Origin of the sequence: Kitasatospora sp. NPDC005856 (genome assembly GCF_040629945.1) — a bacterium.
GTDB lineage: Bacteria > Actinomycetota > Actinomycetes > Streptomycetales > Streptomycetaceae > Kitasatospora.
The window spans coordinates 119,210-135,087 of sequence record NZ_JBEXWT010000011.1 but is presented as its reverse complement, the minus strand read 5'-3'; the positions used below and the strand labels follow the sequence as shown (position 1 = coordinate 135,087).

General features: G+C 69.7%; 16 protein-coding genes and 2 pseudogenes. 8 read left to right on the top strand and 10 right to left on the bottom strand.

The features are described from left to right. Together ABZ449_RS09890 and ABZ449_RS09885 are read left to right on the top strand one after the other, a co-directional pair. Entirely contained in the window at window positions 1-192 is a 192-nt protein-coding gene (locus ABZ449_RS09890) for a transposase (RefSeq protein ID WP_360343022.1), read from the top strand. 152 nt (window positions 193-344) lie between these two features. After that, on the top strand, window positions 345-1,688 hold the full coding sequence (locus tag ABZ449_RS09885; RefSeq protein WP_360343055.1) for an IS4 family transposase: 1,344 nt from the start codon (window positions 345-347) through the stop codon (window positions 1,686-1,688). Window positions 1,689-1,750: 62 nt separating this feature from the next. Here ABZ449_RS09885 and ABZ449_RS09880 read toward each other — a convergent pair. Then, window positions 1,751-3,006, bottom strand: a pseudogene (locus ABZ449_RS09880) (IS701 family transposase). Window positions 3,007-3,198: 192 nt separating this feature from the next. Next, window positions 3,199-3,528: a hypothetical protein gene (locus ABZ449_RS09875; protein ID WP_360343019.1), complete on the bottom strand. Its 330-nt coding sequence runs from the start codon at window positions 3,526-3,528 to the stop codon at window positions 3,199-3,201. Between the two features lie 381 nt (window positions 3,529-3,909). Here ABZ449_RS09875 and ABZ449_RS09870 point away from each other — a divergent pair, with 381 nt between their 5' ends. Both ABZ449_RS09870 and ABZ449_RS09865 read left to right on the top strand, forming a co-directional pair. Then, window positions 3,910-4,749, top strand: coding sequence for a hypothetical protein (locus ABZ449_RS09870; protein WP_360343017.1), 840 nt, complete (start codon window positions 3,910-3,912; stop codon window positions 4,747-4,749). Window positions 4,750-5,165: 416 nt separating this feature from the next. Further along, window positions 5,166-5,750 (top strand): DUF6434 domain-containing protein, encoded by a 585-nt coding sequence (locus tag ABZ449_RS09865; RefSeq protein ID WP_360343014.1) that lies wholly within the window; start codon window positions 5,166-5,168, stop codon window positions 5,748-5,750. A gap of 78 nt (window positions 5,751-5,828) precedes the next feature. On the opposite strand, the gene ABZ449_RS09860 is transcribed toward ABZ449_RS09865, so the two are convergent. After that, complete coding sequence (locus tag ABZ449_RS09860) at window positions 5,829-6,641, bottom strand: isocitrate lyase/phosphoenolpyruvate mutase family protein (protein WP_360343011.1); 813 nt, start codon at window positions 6,639-6,641, stop codon at window positions 5,829-5,831. Between the two features lie 383 nt (window positions 6,642-7,024). After that, window positions 7,025-7,648, bottom strand: coding sequence for a hypothetical protein (locus tag ABZ449_RS09855; protein WP_360343008.1), 624 nt, complete (start codon window positions 7,646-7,648; stop codon window positions 7,025-7,027). 314 nt (window positions 7,649-7,962) lie between these two features. Between ABZ449_RS09855 and ABZ449_RS09850 the strand changes: the two are divergent. Then, window positions 7,963-8,061: pseudogene (locus ABZ449_RS09850) on the top strand (AAA family ATPase); the annotation flags it as partial. A 182-nt stretch (window positions 8,062-8,243) separates the two neighbouring features. On the opposite strand, the gene ABZ449_RS09845 reads toward ABZ449_RS09850, so the two are convergent. From ABZ449_RS09845 to ABZ449_RS09830, 4 genes are all read right to left on the bottom strand, one after another. Continuing rightward, entirely contained in the window at window positions 8,244-8,696 is a 453-nt protein-coding gene (locus tag ABZ449_RS09845) for a hypothetical protein (RefSeq protein ID WP_360343005.1), read from the bottom strand. 592 nt (window positions 8,697-9,288) lie between these two features. Beyond that, entirely contained in the window at window positions 9,289-9,693 is a 405-nt protein-coding gene (locus tag ABZ449_RS09840; RefSeq protein WP_097240598.1) for a DUF6009 family protein, read from the bottom strand. Further along, window positions 9,690-11,300 (bottom strand): phage/plasmid primase, P4 family, encoded by a 1,611-nt coding sequence (locus tag ABZ449_RS09835; protein WP_360343002.1) that lies wholly within the window; start codon window positions 11,298-11,300, stop codon window positions 9,690-9,692. Before ABZ449_RS09835 ends, ABZ449_RS09840 begins: the two co-directional genes overlap by 4 nt. Further along, the gene (locus tag ABZ449_RS09830) at window positions 11,297-12,388 is read right to left on the bottom strand and encodes a bifunctional DNA primase/polymerase (protein WP_360342999.1); all 1,092 of its coding nucleotides are present in this window, start codon (window positions 12,386-12,388) and stop codon (window positions 11,297-11,299) included. Before ABZ449_RS09830 ends, ABZ449_RS09835 begins: the two co-directional genes overlap by 4 nt. A gap of 926 nt (window positions 12,389-13,314) precedes the next feature. Between ABZ449_RS09830 and ABZ449_RS09825 the strand changes: the two genes are divergently transcribed. Beyond that, window positions 13,315-13,539 carry a hypothetical protein gene (locus ABZ449_RS09825; protein ID WP_360342996.1) on the top strand — a complete coding sequence of 75 codons (225 nt, stop codon included), beginning with the start codon at window positions 13,315-13,317 and terminating at the stop codon, window positions 13,537-13,539. 65 nt (window positions 13,540-13,604) lie between these two features. Here ABZ449_RS09825 and ABZ449_RS09820 read toward each other — a convergent pair whose 3' ends face one another. Both ABZ449_RS09820 and ABZ449_RS09815 read right to left on the bottom strand, forming a co-directional pair. Further along, window positions 13,605-13,964 carry a VOC family protein gene (locus ABZ449_RS09820; protein ID WP_360342993.1) on the bottom strand — a complete coding sequence of 120 codons (360 nt, stop codon included), beginning with the start codon at window positions 13,962-13,964 and terminating at the stop codon, window positions 13,605-13,607. Window positions 13,965-14,065: 101 nt separating this feature from the next. Further along, window positions 14,066-14,248 carry a hypothetical protein gene (locus ABZ449_RS09815; RefSeq protein WP_360342990.1) on the bottom strand — a complete coding sequence of 61 codons (183 nt, stop codon included), beginning with the start codon at window positions 14,246-14,248 and terminating at the stop codon, window positions 14,066-14,068. 310 nt (window positions 14,249-14,558) lie between these two features. Between ABZ449_RS09815 and ABZ449_RS09810 the strand changes: the two genes are divergently transcribed. Then, window positions 14,559-15,125, top strand: a complete 567-nt coding sequence (locus tag ABZ449_RS09810) for a Uma2 family endonuclease (protein ID WP_360342987.1) — start codon at window positions 14,559-14,561, stop codon at window positions 15,123-15,125. A gap of 480 nt (window positions 15,126-15,605) precedes the next feature. Continuing rightward, window positions 15,606-15,761, top strand: coding sequence for a hypothetical protein (locus tag ABZ449_RS09805; protein WP_360342984.1), 156 nt, complete (start codon window positions 15,606-15,608; stop codon window positions 15,759-15,761). Window positions 15,762-15,878: the final 117 nt, after the last annotated feature.

Below are 15,878 nucleotides of genomic sequence, written 5' to 3'. Positions count from 1 at the left end.
GTGCTTCTTTCCGATCATCGGATCGTTGGTCTGGTCGTGCCGTTGACTGACGCGCAGTGGGCACGGCTGGAGCCGTTGTTGCCGGATCGGACGCCGAAGCGGGGTGGCCGGTGGCGTGATCACCGGCAGGTAATCGACGCGATCGCGTGGAAGTTCCTGACCGGCTCGCAGTGGGGTGCACCGGCCCGCTGAGTACGGCTCGTGGAAGGGCGTCTAGTACCAACGCCGTTCAGTTAGGTGTTGGGCCTGCTTGTCAAGACCGGTAGGCAAAGCAGCGGAGCTCCCGTAGAAGAGGTCTGTCCTCCAAGACATCCTCACCACGGGAGCTCCGCTGTTGGAACAGGCTGCCACAACGCGGACGGGTCGGGGTAGCCGACGGGGCGTTCGCACCAGGTCATATCGGCGAGTTGACCCGGATCGTGCCCTTCGAGATGGTCGATGAGGTACTGGCGGAGACGAAGGCGGTCCAGCGGCGGGTCAGGCTGCTGCCGGCACGCGTCACCGTGTATCTGCTGCTGGCGGGCGCGTTGTTCGCCGGGCTCGGCTACCGGCAGGTCTTCGACCGGATGTGCGCCGGCCTGACGGGTCCGGCGCCCGCCAGACCGAGCGGTAGTGCGTTACGGCAGGCACGCCAGCGCCTGGGGGCCGCGCCGGTGAAGGCACTGTTCGACCTGGTGCGCGGCCCGGCGCCCACGACGGCGGCCCAGGCGCGGTGGCGCGGGCTGCTGGTCGTGGCCGTCGACGGCACGCTGCTACCGGTGCCGGACTCCCCGGCCAACCTTGACGTGTTCGCCAAACAGCGGTGCCACGGCGGGGCCGGGGGCTATCCGCAGGTCCGGCTGGCGGCACTGGTGGCCTGCGGGACGAGGACGGTGATCGGGGCGGTGTTCGGCCCGGCCACCATCGGCGAGCTGGAGTACGCCGGCCGCCTGGCAGACGATCTGCGCGCCGGGATGCTGCTGCTGGGCGACCGCAACTTCGCCGCCGCCGGCCTGCTCAACCACATGGCCGCGACCGGCACGCACCTGCTGGTGCGGTGCAAGTCCGCGCGCAGGCTGCCACCGGTCGCCCACTGCCGGGACGGCTCGTTCCTGGCCCGGCTCGGCGCGCTGACCGTGCGGGTCATCGACGCCGAGATCGGCATCGTGACGTCCAAAGGCACCCGCACCGGCCACTACCGGCTGCTGACCACCCTCACCGATCCGTCGACGCACCCGGCCCGCGAACTCGTCCGGCTCTACCACGAGCGCTGGGAGATAGAGACGGCCTACGCGGAGCTGAAGTCCACGGTCCTGGGCGGGCGGGTCCTGCGCGCCCGCACCCCGGAAGGGGTCGAGCAGGAGGTCTGGGCGCTGCTGGTCGCCTACCAGGCGCTGCGGACCGCCATGACGGATGCCACCGACAGCGTCCCTGGCGCCGATCCGGACCGGGCCGGTTTCACCGTCGCCCTGTCCGCCGCCCGCGACCAGCTCGTGCTGGCCGCGGGCGTTGCAGCCGACACCGTGATCGACCTGGTCGGAACCGTCGGCCGCCACGTGCTGGCCCAGCTCCTGCCCGGGCGACGGGTCCGCACCAAAGACCGCATCGTCAAACGAGCGATCTCCAAGTACAACGCACGCGGACCCGCCATCGACCGGGCCACTTACAAGGCCACCATCAGCATCAACATGCCCGCAACCGACCCTTGACACAGCCCAGACCGCCCTAACTGAACGGCGTTGCGTCTAGTACTCCAGTGCGACTTCGTGATCTATGGAGAGAAAGAGGCATCGAGTCGCCGCCGGTAGTGGCAGCGGCGAGCGATGGCCTGGTGGCGTCTGCGCCAGTTTGACCAGTGCAGCACCCTGCTCGGGGATGCGTTCGGTGAGGTCAGCAGGGCGCCGAACAGGTGGCGGATCTCCGGACGGTCAGGTCTATCGGGTCGGTGCCGCGCGCCGGACGGTTCGGCTGGGCGGACCTGATCGGTGCGGCGTCGGCGGCGAGAGCGGCCAGGAAGGCCAGCGCGAGCATGGCCAGGGTGATGCGCCGGTGCCAGGCGGTCCAGTGGCGAACCTGGTACTGGTCCAGTCCGGCCTGGCCCTTCGCGGCCTGGAAGCACTCTTCGACGCACCACCTGGTCCCGGCCACCCGCACCAGTTCGGACAACGGCACTCGCTCCGGGAACCAGCACAGGTAGAAAGCGAGTTCACCACTGCTCGGATTGCGGCGGATCAGCAGGTGCCGGCAGGCGTCGGCGCCGGTCTCGCCCCAGGCCCAGTCGTAGTAGCGCGGCCCCTTCGCCCCGGGGCCGGCGCTCTGCCGGTGCCAGGCCGAGGCGCGCAGGCGGTCGGCGACGGTATCCGCGCGGCCGGCGGTTCGCCCATGGTTGATCCGCACCTGGGTGCTGCAGGCGACGGCCAGCACGTATCCGATCCCGCGGGCCTCCAAGAGGGCGCGCAGGCCCGGGTCCTGGCCATATGCCTCGTCGCCGGTCACCCAGGAGGCGGTCGCCCCAGCGTCCAGTGCTGCCACGATCATCTGCCCGGCCAGGGTGGGTTTGGTCGCGAACTCCACTTGGTCGGGGACGCCGGCGCCATTGCGGCGTTCGGCGTCCTGGCACCAGGAATGCTCGGGCAGATAGAGCCGACGGTCAATCAGTGCCCGGCCCCTGCTGGAGGCGTAGGTCAGAAACACTCCGACCTGGGTGTTCTCGATCCGGCTGGCGGTGCCGGTGTACTGCCTCTGCACGCCCGCCGACGCGGCGCCCTTCTTGAGGAATCCGGTCTCGTCGACGATCAGCGCGCCGTCGTCGGCGCCGAGGTGGTCGAAGACGTAGCTGCGGACCTCGTCCGCGTCCCAGCGGGCGCTTCGCAGGAGCCGCTGCATCGGCCCGGGGCAGGCGTGGCCGGCTTGCTCGGCCAGCCGCCAGCAGTTCTTCCGCTCAATCCCGGACAACAGGCCGAGCACGAAGGCACGGGCGGTCGCACGCGGCTCCACCCGCCGGAATCGGCCCGCGACCCTGGCCATGGCCTGGTCGAACATCGCCCGCCAGCGGGCTGCGTCTAGGCTGTGGCCCACGGCCACCGCACGATCTTCAGGAGTCCACACAACCCCCGATGATCACGCGGTGGCCGTTCCAGCTCTCACGCGGGCTCGGTGTGACTGAGCTCCCGGGTTGGCGAGGTGCGAGCGTCGTAGTCGGCGGTCGCCCCGGGAGCATCAGGGACGCAGGTCGTGCTGGTCGTTCATCGGCGGCCGATCCAGTATCTCGATGTACATGATCCGGTCGTCCACGACGTCCAGGACAAGCATGCCCTTCGAGGGCAGGAGCGGCACGCATCGATGGCCCTCACCGTACGGCTGTCCCTTCGGGTGGACGGCTGTTCGGATGCTCTGGCAGAAGTCATCGCCACAGTCGCATCGGGCGACGAGCCGAACATCCCGGACGCGAACGGCCAAATCATGCTCCTCTTCGTCCTCCAAGAGGGTGATCAGCTCAGCGACGAGGTCGGGGAACGCGTCGCGAACGAGGGGGTAGTTCTGCTCCATGCTGGGAGGTTAGCCGGAATGGCTCCCTAAGCGCCTCGCACGCCAAGTCGACCACTCATCCGCCGCGACGCCCAGTCACACTCAGTACAAGATCACAAAGTCACACTGGAGTACTAGGCCGTTTCCTGTGGATCATCGGGCGGGTACCCCCGGCAGCACCATCCACACGCCGTCCTCCGGCGGCTGTGGCTTCGTCGCCCGCTGGGCCCAGCCCCTACCGGAGCCTCGCCGTCGCCCCCGGCTCGCCCGTCCCTGCCCGCCACACGGGGCGAACGGGTATCCGGGAAACTTCAGCTCTCGTGCTGTACAACTCAGTTGTCGCTTGCCCGGCACCCTCGCGGACGACAGACTTGGACGGGCCCGACAGCGAGAGGGGACGTCATGTGGCTGGTCCTGGTGCTTCTGCTGGGGGCGGGGACGGTGATAGCCGTGACCACCGTGCGCTGCCGCCGCGCGGTGCGGGGGTTGTATCGGGCCGAACGGCTCGCAGCCGGGCGGGAGTTCGACCTGACACGGCCCGCACTCGCCTTCCTGGCCGGCAATCTGGGGGCGATGACCGTGACGAAGATGTACGAGGACGGCCGGCTGGTCGCCACCCGCTCCGGTGACGTCACGCTGACCACACCCGCCGCGGCCGGTACCGGGGCGGGCGCGGGAACCGGGGACCGTGCCGGAAACGAATTCGAGGCGGTGGCCGTGCGCTCGCACATGTCCGCGCACACCAACGATCTCAGGTTGCTGCTCCGAACGGTGGACGAGTCCCCGGAGGCGAAGGCCCTGCGCGCACGGCTCGCGGCGCAGGGCCTGGCCTACGACGAGGAACTCGTCGAACGCGTGAGGTGGGTGGACCAGCGAAAGGCGAGACTGGTCGGCGCTCTGGCCGTCATGGCCGTGGCCACCCTGGCGTGGCCGCGCGCGTTCCCCGGGCTCTGGCCCGTCCCGTTGGCGGTCCTCCTGCTGTCCCTCTGGGCCGCCCTGTGGATCACCGGTGTGTCGAAGCCGCCGCTACGCACCACCACCGGGCCGGGAGAGCGGGTACTGAAGGCCGCCCGGGCGGCCGAACCCCGCAGGGGGACAGCGGCCGTGGCGCTGTGGGGACTGACCGCCCTGCCCGCCGACCACGACCTGCGGACCTGCGACGCTGCCTCCGACACCCGGAACCGGGAGGCCACGAGGCGGGAACGCCTCTACGAGTGCGGCGGCTATAGCTGCGGCGAGTGAGGCCGTCTCTTGTGGATCATCTGGGCCGTCCGATGATCCACAAGACACGCCCTACCCGGCAGACGAAACCGGTGACCGTCAGGTCGCGGCCGGCCGGCCGCACTCACGCCACCGCAGTGTCCTTGATGTGGTCCCAGACGGGTTCGGCCCGCGGGGTACTGCAGTCCGAACGCACGCGGCCCCACAACTGCACGCCGGGCACGCCCGGATCGAGCACCGCCGAGACTGACGGCGGGCCAGGCGCGGGCGTCCTTGCCCGCACCGACGACGCCGTCTCTCCGGGGCCGTGGAATTTTCCGCGGAAAATCGTCCGCCCTCAGCCTCGAAGCACCGCCTGCAACCAGCGGGGGAGAGGTGACGGGGGAGGGAGCATGCAGGGACGAACCCCCGGAACAGGATCCGGCAGAATCACGACCGTGATCGAGAGCCGGAACACCAGAACGACAGCCACCGAGTCCAGGCCCCCGCTGACGGCCGGCCTCACCGGCGACGAACTGCTGCGCTGGTACTGGACGCTGGGCGAGCTGACGGCTCTCGCCCGCTCGATGGGCGTCGCGCGGCACGGCGGGAAGGCGGCGCTCACCGCCCGGCTCGCCGCGACACTGGACGGTCTGCCGCTACCGGCCGCTCCGGCGGGCCGTTCCCGGGCGACCGCGCAGTTGGCCGCGCCCGTTAACGGCGACACGGTGATCCCGCCGGGCCAGCGGTGCAGCCAGGTCCTACGGGAGTACTTCGTCGGAGCGATCGGCCCCGGCTTCCGCTTCGACGCCTTCATGCGCGACTTCATCGCCCGGAGAGCCGGCCTGACCCTGGCCGACGCGGTTGCCCACTGGCATGCCACGCGCGCGAAGACGCTCCGGCCCCGCGCGATCGGGGAGCAGTTCGAGTTCAACCGCTTCACCAGCGCCTGGCACCGGACGAACCCGACCGGCACTCGCGCCCGGGCCCGCGAGGCCTGGTACGCCCACCGCGCACTCCCCAAACCCCCCACCGGCGGCTGACAGCACGCGCTCGCGGGGAGAGCCGAGGAAGCAGGGCACACCGGGTCCGGACTGCCCCGGGCGTGTGACCGGGGGTGGTCAGCCGGTCGTGGTGAACAGGTTGTTGAGCTCCGGGTAGTCGATGGTCTGCCGGAGCCGGTCGTAGCCGCCGACTCGGTGCAGTTCGAGCGCCGCATGCCGTGCCACGGCGTAGGCGGCCTGCGCCACGCTCGAACCGAGGCTGACACGGGCCACGCCCAGGGCACCCAGCTCGTCCACCGGCATGCTGCCTGGCCCCGCCATGATGTTGAGGGGCACCGTCAGACCTGCGACCAGGTCCTTGATGACACCGGGATCGGTGACGCCGGGAACGAAGATCCCGTCCGCGCCGGCGTCGATGTAGGAGCACGCCCGTCCCAGCGTGTCCTGCAGCCGGGTGGCGGGATCGCCCAGTCCGAGCAGGTAGGTGTCGATGCGGGCGTTGACGAACAGGTCGACGCCCGCCCTCTGCGCTGCACCGCGGGCGGCCGCGAGCCGGTCGACGAGCGTGCCCGGGGAGCGGTTGCCGTCCTCGATGTTGATCCCCACCACGCCGGCTTCCAGCACCCGCGTGACGGTCTCCGCGACCTCGGCGGGGCTCTGCCCGTAGCCGCCTTCGATGTCCGCGGTCACCGGAACGGTGACCGCGGACGCGATGCGGGCGACGGCGTCCAGCACGGGGCCGCGGGGAGCGCGGTCCCCGTCCGGGGCGCCGAGCGACCAGGCCACCCCGGCGCTGGTGGTGGCGATCGCGGTCGACCCCGCGGCTTCGATGACGCGGGCGCTGGCGACGTCCCAGGCGTTCGCGAGTGCGAGTGGGCGAGCAGGCGTGTGGAGGGATCGGAAGTGCGAGGACTTGCTTGCGTTGGACATGCCCTCAGAAAACCAGCAGGTGAAGCCGCTGTCCGGCGGGAAACCGACACGAACGTTGCGCGAGCCCGGGCCACCTCCGAGCGACGGGCTTCGCGATCACGAGACGCTGCCGGTTCGCGTGACCGGTTCGGTCGGGCTCTGCTCGATCTCAGGAGCGGCGCCACCGCCGCTGTGTCCACCGGGCGCGGTGGGGTGGTGCGGCTCCTCGGAGCCCTTCGGGAGCGGGGGAGGGGCTGTCGGACGGGCCTTGCCCGTCACGACTATCAGTGCGGCTCTGTTCGCGAGAACGGGTCTGGCTGCAGTTCCGTGAACGATCTCCGTTGGTCTGTGGAAGTTTCCGGCTCGCCCCCGGCGGGGGGTCGACCCACAGCCGCAGGCCCTGCCTATGCCGATGTCGTCGAGACAGCCAGTCGGCTCTGTACGAGGTCGATCACGGTGTCGCACCACTTGGCGATCTGTTCGAGTTGAGTCCGCACCTCGGTGGCCAACTTGTCTGCCTCCCGCCGACGGCCGGCGCGGCGCAGAGACCGGACTTCCTCGGTTACTTCAGCAGCGGCTGACTCCAGCTGCGTGACCGTCGCCCGGAGTGTGTAGGGCGCGCTCCTGGTGGCTTTCACAATCCTGGTGGCGACTCGAGCGATCGCGAGCAGTTGATCGGCACTTAGGCCAGCCTGCCGGGAGAACGCGATGGTCTCCGTGTAGCCGCCTTGCGGCAGCTGGTCCTGCCTGAGGGTTTCCCGCGCACCGCACGCCCGCAGGAATGCCAGGATGGCCTGCTCCGCAACGAAGGCCTGCCGTCCATCCTCGAAGAGGATCTCAGCCGTCGTGCGCCACCCGTGTCGGGCATGCCGTCGAATCCGGCTGGTGCGACTGGCCCGGCTTGTGACACCTACCTTCAGGGCATTCAGCTCGTCGCACTCGGCGATGTACAGCACAGCGCCGGCCTCGACCAGAGCATGGAAGTTCCGGCCTGGGTGGGCGCTGGCATCTGCCATCTTGGTATGCATAGCGCGATTGTGCTGGGTGGCACCGACAGTCTCCCCCGCTGGCGGTGCTCACGAGACCGGGATCTGGTTCAGCTTCGATGTGGTTGCCGGTCTCCCACTCGCGGCGATCGAGGTTCGGCGACAGCGGCCACCGAAGATTGGATCGGGCGCGATTCTGTGAAGTCCGCACGTAGCGATGTTCAGTTTGCGAGGAGCATTCGCTTGCGGAGGAGGTCGGGCTTCGCACGCGGCTGCCGTCCACGCGCCGGACCGGCGGAACGAATCCTCAACCGGCTGATGAAGGAGTACGAGTTCGAGGTCGCCTACACGACGCTGAACTCGGCTACGTCGAGCTCGACCGGCATGGCGCCGAGCTGCTGTTCCAGATCGTCACCGAACGGGAGGAGAGGCACGCGATCGCGATCGCTTCCAACCGGCCTTCACCAGAGCGCACATGTTCCGCCGAACCTGTGCCAGGCGCTGCCTGAACAGCACGGGTTCAGACGCGATGAGCAAGCCACGGAGGATTTCGAAGCCAGACGGGCCGTCGGCGAGACCTGCCGTGACGTTCCGTGTCGTCGGGCGTCCGGGCGTTCGCAGAGGCGCTCACGCTGCGCTATGCGGGGCGGAGGACGGGATCGAGCTCGGCCAGGATCTCCAGTAGCTGGCGAGCTCCCTGCGAGACACGAACGTCGATGTCCCGTGCGATCTCCTCCACCAGCTGTACGGCGTCGTCACGGTCGGAGGAGAAGATGCCGAATACATCGACGATTGCGGTGTGGATCCAATCGATGTGATTGGTATCAGCAACTGCCAGCGCCGAGGCGACTATCGCCAGCCCAATCCGATCCTTTCGCCGAAGCACGGCTTCTGCGGTCGCCAAGGTGACGAACGTGTCATCTGGGTCGAGCACGAGCTCCAGCAGTGGCTCAACAGCCTCCTGCATCTCGGCAAAGGCTGCCAGGCCGCGACCTGCATCTGCCCGGTCACGGTAGTCACGGCTTCGCCCGAGATCGCTGAGCGCCACAACTGACGCATGCCGCCGATCATTGTCCACCTGGCTGCCCACCCCTTCCGTGATCTCGGGCCCCTTCGCGGTATGGCTTTTACAACACGCGCCGCATCCAAAAACGCCTCGGCTGGCTCAGCCCCGACAAATACGAGGCAAAGTACTACGCCGACCGGGCGACGGCCGAATCAGTGGCCGTCGAACCACCCACACCCGCCCTGAACAGCTAATGAGCACCTCCCGCTCAGCGGGGGAAGCTCACCCGGCGCCCTTCCAAACGGATTATCAGCTGACGACCGCCGTTGGTCCCGACTCACCATCGGCCCCGACACGGCTGCCGGCTTCCGCTCCGACGTTCCCAGGCGTCCCGCATCGAACACAGCGGTGCCTGCCCTGATGCCTCACCCGATCGAGGGTGGGGCCACCTCAAGCCGTTCATTTCCGGAGACCGCTACCCACCATCACCCACACGGCCTAAAAGTGCGGCCACTTGAACCCGTTCGGCCCCGGGGCCAGAACTGCCCGTCGAAAACAGAACGGCTTCCCAGCAGCTGCCCGCGCGGGCCAGCCGCCGAGTTCCGCTACGTACATGGAAGAGGGGCGGCTCGATTCCGAGCCGCCCCTCTCCAGCCCCGCGTCGCCGGGCCGGCCGTCAGGCCTTCGGGAGCGTTATCCCCAGTTCGAGCATGGCGGGGGAGGCCGGGCCGCCCTCGGAGCGCTCGGTCTTGTAGCCCTTGACGCCCGGGGCGACGGTGCGCGGGTCGACGGCCTCGGAGGGGGCGCCGGTGGAGTAGAGGCCCTCGGGGTCCTGGTCGCGGTCGTGCGGCAGGAGCCAGAAGACGCGGCGGCGGAAGGTGCCGGAGGCCCGCGAGGACTTGGCGTCGGGGCCGAGGATCGCGTAGCCGACCATGCGGCCGTCGCGGTGGTAGGCCGGGCGGCCGCGGCGGGTGGTGAGGCGGTCCAGCGACTGACGGACGTAGTCGAGGTCGGAGGTGTCCTCCAGCCAGACGAGGTCGGTTTCGTGGGCGAGCTCGGCCGGGTCGATCAGCGCGCTCACGCGTTGTGCTCCTCTGTGTCGTCGGTGATCAGGCCGATGCCCGGGTAGTACTTGCGGCTGTTGGACAGGACCATCTCCTTGGGAGACGTCATACCCAGTGTCTCGCGAACTCGTGCGGCGAAGGCACGCCCGGATACGGGATTGGCCCCCTCGAAGCCGCACCAACGGGTGTAGGCGCCGAAGAGCTGGGACTGTTCGGCCCGCATGCCCTCGCCTGTGACGCACGCCTCCTTGAGGAAGCGGCCGACGTGGTCCTCGGTCTCGGCGTAGGCGGTGGTCGCGGTCTGGACGGCCTGGGGGCCGGCGAGGTCCTTCTCCCCGGCGAAGTAGCGGCGGGCGCCCTCGATGAGCCAGGCCAGGATCCCGGGCCCCTCCTCGCCCACGAGGACGTGGGCCAGGTTGTCGATCTTGCGTTCCTCGGGGACGACCCGTTCGAACGGGATCAGGCGCATGCGCCGCCAGAAGGCGAAGCCGCCGGTGCCGACCTCGGGGCGGTGGTTGCCGAGCAGCCAGAGCTTGTGGGTGGGCTCGAAGGAGAAGAAGTCCTGGCGCATCCGGCGGGCCTTGATCTTGTCGCCGCCGGTGAGCAGCTTGACCCGGGCCTCGTCGAAGCGGTCGCCGGGCTTGAGTTCGGAGCAGACGATGATGCGTCGGCCGTGGAGCTCGGCGAGGTCGGTGGGGTGGCCGTCGAAGGTCTTGGCCATGAGGAAGCCGGGCGGCGCCGCGTCGGCGTAGTCGCCCAGGAGCTGGATCATCACGTCGAGCAGGACGGACTTTCCGTTCTTGCCCTGGCCGTAGAGGAAGGGCATGACCTGGGCGCCGACGTCGCCGCTGATCGAGTAGCCGAGCAGCAGGTGGAGGAAGTCGCGGGTCTGGCGGCCTTCCTTGTCGTCGCCGAAGGTGTCGGTCAGGAAGCGGTCCCAGCGCGGGGTGGGCATCCGGGCCGGGGCCAGGGTGGTGGAGCGCGAGTGGTGGTGGACCGTCGGGTCCGGCGGCACGATGGCGCCGGTGCGCAGGTCGACCACGCCGCCGGGGGTGCACAGGGCGTACGCGTCCGCGTCCAGGAGGGCCGCGTTGAGGACCATGCCGGGGGCGGACTTGGCCTGGGCCAGCATGGCGTTCATGCCGGAGGTGGACAGCGCCCGGCGGCGGTGCCGGCGCAGGTCGGTGTTGGTGTACAGGCCGCGCGAGTCGTGGGTGGCGATGCTCTCGGCCATCTCGCCGGCCGCCCACAGGACGGTGTCGTCCTCGTCGAGCTGCCAGCGGTGGGCGGACCACCGGTACCAGCCGAGGCCGGGGACGTGACGGTAGTCGCGTCCGTAGAGGTGGACGAAGAGCTTGGCGTTCCCGCGGTCGGAGAGCGAGTCGGGCAGCAGGCCGTGCGCGGTCGCCTGCGGGCCTGCCGCGGAGGCCTGGACGGGCTCCGCCGCCGCCCGCGGGGGCACGGGAGCCGCCGCAGGGGGAGGGGAGTCGAGGAGGCTCTCCTGGACGGCGGTGCCGTGCCAGGGAGGATGGGCGGGGCCCGGGACGGGCGGGTAGTCCAGGATCTGTTGCGCCGTGGCCACGGGGTCGAAGACCGTCCTCTTGCGGCGGGTGCTGTCGGTCATCCGCGGGCCCTCCCGATGTGCAGGGGCTGCCGGGTTCCGGCCGCCAGGCCGGAACGGATGACGGCGGAGTTGTGCCTGTCCTGGGAGGGACGGGCGGTGCGGGCCGCGTCGAGGAGGAGCTGCTCGGCGACGGCGTGGGTGAGGTGACCGGCCGAGACCAGGCCGCCGACGGTGTAAGCGGCACGGTTGAGTTTGCCGGTGAAGCCCGCGCCCTCAGGGGTGTTGGCACAGTCGGTGATGTCCTGGAGGACGGTGTCGATCACCTTCTCCGCACCCTTCCGGCCCCCACCCGCGGCGACGACGGCCTGGCGAGCCCGGTCGGGAACGGCCGGCTGCGGCACGCTCGGCCGGCCGGGGCGGTCCTGGAGGTGGCCGGTGCGGACGAGTTCCTCGGCGAGCCAGTCGGGCAACGGGGCGGGGGTCCTGGCTCCGGGGAGCGGGGTGTAGGTGCCTGCCGCCGTGACGGTCCCGGGGGCGACGATGTAGCCCCCGTGGGCCCGGACGTCCACCTGCCAGGCCAGGGCGCGTCCGGCGGAGGAGCCGGTAGAGCAGGCGAAACGCCGGTCGGTGCGGTCCTGGTACCAGATGTGCAGCCCTCCGGAGGGGGTGCGTACGCGCAGGGTTTCCTCGTCGGTGGTCGGATCGGGTGCCCGACGGAGGGCGGCCAGCAGGGCGAGGGTGTGGTAGCCGTTCTCGAGCCCGTCGAGGTCGACGTCCTCATGGATCGGGATCCCGGGCAGGATGCGGTCGCGGGCGGGGACGACGTCGGTGTGGCTGTCGACGTCGATGACCACCAGGCCGGCGGGGCCGCAGGCGACCGCGGCCCCGAAGTCGGGGTTGACCCGCCACCAGGCGGTGAGGACGCCCTGGTCCAGGGTCGCTGCGTGGAAGCCGTGGCACCAGCGGCCTGCGGCGGGGCAGGGGCAGTCGGTGGGGGAGTGCGGGGATTCCTGGCAGGGGCGGCAGTTGGCGGGTGGGGTCTTGCGTCCGGGGGCGAGCGGATGGACGGGCCATCCCTGGGCCGCGCACCAGCGGGCGACGGCCAGCGCATCCGGCTGGCGGCCCGCTCGGTCGCTCCCCACGGCCATCGGCGCCGTCACGCTGGTCCCTTCCCCTTGTTCGGTAGCTGCTCGGACTTCGGTCGCTCGTTCAGTCGCTGAGGGCAAAAAGCCAGGTCAGGGCACTGGCAGGACCCCGATCAGCGACTGAAGCGACCGAAGTTCAGAAGATAGCTCACACAGACTAGCCGAGTGGGGACGCTCGAACCGTTACTACCGGGGTTGGCGAACAAACTCAGCGACCAAGCTCTGGGGGAGCGACTGAGCCCGTTCAGTCGCTGGTTTGGTCGCTCCGACGTTTTCGCAGGTCAGGAGCGATCTTCACCGCGAACAGCGACTGAAGCGACTGTAGCCCGGGTCTATAACGCGCACACGCACACGGGAATGTCTTCATATACCCGAGCTTGAGTCGCTTCGGTCGCTGATTGGCTGGGTGTATGCGCCCTGACCTGCGGTTTTGTGTAGCGACTGAAGCCCAGCGACTGAAAGCGACTGAGTCTCTCAGGGCGTATCCCCCGGCGTGTCGGGCGTGGCAGGTCCGCCGGAAGGTCCCGGGGCGAGTCGCTTGGGTCGCTTCGGTAGCTCGCCCCAGCGACCGATCGCGCGGCCCGGTTCCGGGCAGAGCACGCCGGTCCCCCCGGATCCGTGCTGTCGGCACGGGCGGAGGATCCGGAGCCGTCAGTCGCTTCGGTCGCTGAGTCGCTGCCTGCCGGAGACGCTCGTGCCAGGCCGAGAGCCAGGCCTCCGGCCGTTGCCCTGGTGAGGTGAGCGACTCAGCGACCCAAGCGACTCAGAAGCGGACTTGCCATGGTGTTCTACCGGGGTGAAGTGTGGAGCCACGGCTTCGGCTTGTCAGGGAGCCAGCGGTTCTTCGGTGAGTTTGAGAGCCGGTCGGTGTGATGGTGTGGAACATGCCGCTTTCGGAGTGATCGCAGAGGCTTGGGCTGCTGCTCGACATGGAAAGCGTGCGCCCGGACGTGACCGGGCTGATCGACCTGGTCGCTCTGCCCGCCGTCCTGCGCCAAGCCGGACACGAGCTCAGCCCGGACCAGGTGCTGGGCCTGTACCTGGACGCCACGGCGGCCCAGGGCGCCAACTGGACAGCCGACTCGTTGAAGTCCGCCCTGCACGCGTACGCGGCGGCCCCCGGCCTGGAGAGCCTGCACGACCTGGACCGGTGAACGCCGAACGCCCGGTGCCCCGCTGACCACTAGGGTCCAGCGGGGCACCGGACCTTCGGCGCGTTCTACGGACCCTCGATGCCGACGATGGTGCCGAACGGGTCACGCAGCTGGGCGATGCGTCGCCCCGGCTCGATCGTCAGCGGGCCGCGGTGGTGCTCACAGCCGGCTGCCAGCAGCCGCTCCCGGACCTGGTCGACGTCGTCCACGCCCCAGTAGACGACGGGGCTGCCGCCCCGGGGGTTGCGCTCGTCGTCGGCCGGGTGGAAGCCCACCTCGACCCCGCCGATCTCCACCCAGGCGTAGACCGCCCCGGTGTCGCTGACGTCGAGCTTCACGGGGACGTCCAGGAACTCACCCCACCACTGGGCCGACGCCCCGGGGTCTGCGGCGAAGGTCATCACGGTACGTACAGTGTTGAACACGGGCCTGCCTCCAGAGAGTTCTGATTCCTGCGCTCCGCACGGGACGTGACGTCCAGACGTCATACCACCGGTAGCCCGCCGATTTCCGCAACGGCCTGACGTCACACTGCGAGGGCCCGGCGGGCAGCGCGCCGCCGGTAGGCCCGGGATCGGCACTTGCCCGAGCAGAACCGCATGTCGATCCGATGGATCGCTCCGGCGAAGGTGATGACGCCGCACTCCGGGCAGGTCAGCAGCCGGATCATGCGCCTGTCGCCAAGGTGCTCGGCCTCGGCGAGCATCATCCCGAGCGGCGACGGCGGCTGACCCCTGCGGGCGCGGGGAAGACCCGCCGATCCCACCCGATCCCCCGACGGGTCCGGCTGACCCCCGCGCCCGCGGGGAGAACGAGTTGCCGGAGACGTAGGAGTCGGCGACCAGCCGCTGACCACCGTGTCCGCGGGGAGGACCCCCGCGCTCGCGGGAAGGACTCCGGCACGCCGTTCACGCCGCATGGCAGCTCCTAGTAACGTTCCTAGGTGCCGCAGATCCCTCGAGTGCCCCTAACCGACGGGAGTCAGCCCGAGGACTGAGATCCGGACAGGAGAGCAGCACATGAGTACGGCGCATGCCAGCCCGGGTGACTACAGTCAGGTGCCGAACCCGGAGCAGGCGCTGAAGTACGCGATTCAGCATATTGCGGGCGACCGTGTCGAGATCGTCGAGGGAGTCATCACCCCCGTGTCACCTTCCTGGGCCCATGAGACCGCCGTCGACCTGATCCGCGAGCAGATCGGGCCCCGTATGCGCGAGCTCGGGCTGCGTGCCGGTTCCGGAAACCTCGACCTGCCCGGAACGCCGAATTACTACGTCCCGGACCTGGCCGTGGTGCCAGCGGAGCTCGCGAAGACCGAAGGGGCGCTCCTGCCCGACCAGACCGTGCTCGTCGTCGAGGTGACCTCGCCATCGAATGGGGAGACCGACCGGATGGCGAAGCGCCGGCGATACTCGCAGTTCGGCGCTCCTGTGTACCTCCTGGTCGACCGCCAGGAACGTACCTGCACCCTTTTCTCCCAGCCCGGCCAGCTCGGCTACACCCGGGTCGAAGGCCCGCATCCCTTCGGCACACCGCTGCAGCTTCCGCCCCCGTTGAGCCTCGAACTGGACACCGCAGGCTTCTGAACACGTACAGGTAGGGTCTTGTCCGAAGCCGCAGTCGGCTGACCCCCGCGCTCGCGGGGAAGACTCCAGCCGCATCTCCCGCACCGACATTCCGTCCGGCTGACCCCCGCGCTCGCGGGGAGGACGATCCGACCGTGGCGATCCGGCTCGCCTGCCGCGTCCTCCCCGCGCAGGCGGGGGTCAGCCCCGCTCCCCGATCTCCACTGGGCCGGAGTTGAGGTCCTCCCCGCGCAGGCGGGGTCAGCCGGAGGCCCTCCCACTGTCGCCCCGGCCCGCACCCCTCGCGCCGTCCACACCGCCTACCAGGAACTGCGCCACCGGCTGTGCGAGAACGTCGCCGCCCGCCAAGCCGCTGCCGAAGAAGCCACCGTGTCGACGACACCTTGATCGACCGCCTCGCCGCGGTGACGGCACTGGGTAGTGACGTACTGCGCCGATCACGGTCTCGGACCGACCGTCGAGCAGCGGATGCTCGAGGCCATGCGCACCCGCGCCCGGCAGGACGTGGAGCGCGGGAACGCCGACCTGGCCGCCGGCCGCACCTACGCCCGCACCGAGCGCCGCCTGCACCGCTGGAACTGCCCGACCCTCGGGAACGTCGACGAGGACGCCCACCAGCAGCCCCGTTCACTGTGACTTCCATCTGATCGGAGCGCAGCTGACAGAGCCTGAGGCAGTCCTTGAAGTGCTGAAACACATCAGAACAGGACTAATCATCTGATAAGTAATGAGTATCTATACGGATAGAGATCA

Bases quoted from the DNA above. Each gene is read 5' to 3' on its own strand.
- ABZ449_RS09815 (WP_360342990.1), bottom strand. From the start codon at position 14,248: ATGATGCTCGCCGAGGCCGAGCACCTTGGCGACAGGCGCATGATCCGG.
- ABZ449_RS09870 (WP_360343017.1), top strand. From the start codon at position 3,910: ATGTGGCTGGTCCTGGTGCTTCTGCTGGGGGCGGGGACGGTGATAGCC.
- ABZ449_RS09835 (WP_360343002.1), bottom strand. From the start codon at position 11,300: ATGACCGACAGCACCCGCCGCAAGAGGACGGTCTTCGACCCCGTGGCC.
- ABZ449_RS09825 (WP_360342996.1), top strand. From the start codon at position 13,315: ATGGAAAGCGTGCGCCCGGACGTGACCGGGCTGATCGACCTGGTCGCT.
- ABZ449_RS09875 (WP_360343019.1), bottom strand. From the start codon at position 3,528: ATGGAGCAGAACTACCCCCTCGTTCGCGACGCGTTCCCCGACCTCGTC.
- ABZ449_RS09810 (WP_360342987.1), top strand. From the start codon at position 14,559: ATGAGTACGGCGCATGCCAGCCCGGGTGACTACAGTCAGGTGCCGAAC.
- ABZ449_RS09830 (WP_360342999.1), bottom strand. From the start codon at position 12,388: ATGGCCGTGGGGAGCGACCGAGCGGGCCGCCAGCCGGATGCGCTGGCC.
- ABZ449_RS09805 (WP_360342984.1), top strand. From the start codon at position 15,606: ATGCGCACCCGCGCCCGGCAGGACGTGGAGCGCGGGAACGCCGACCTG.
- ABZ449_RS09855 (WP_360343008.1), bottom strand. From the start codon at position 7,648: ATGCATACCAAGATGGCAGATGCCAGCGCCCACCCAGGCCGGAACTTC.
- ABZ449_RS09860 (WP_360343011.1), bottom strand. From the start codon at position 6,641: ATGTCCAACGCAAGCAAGTCCTCGCACTTCCGATCCCTCCACACGCCT.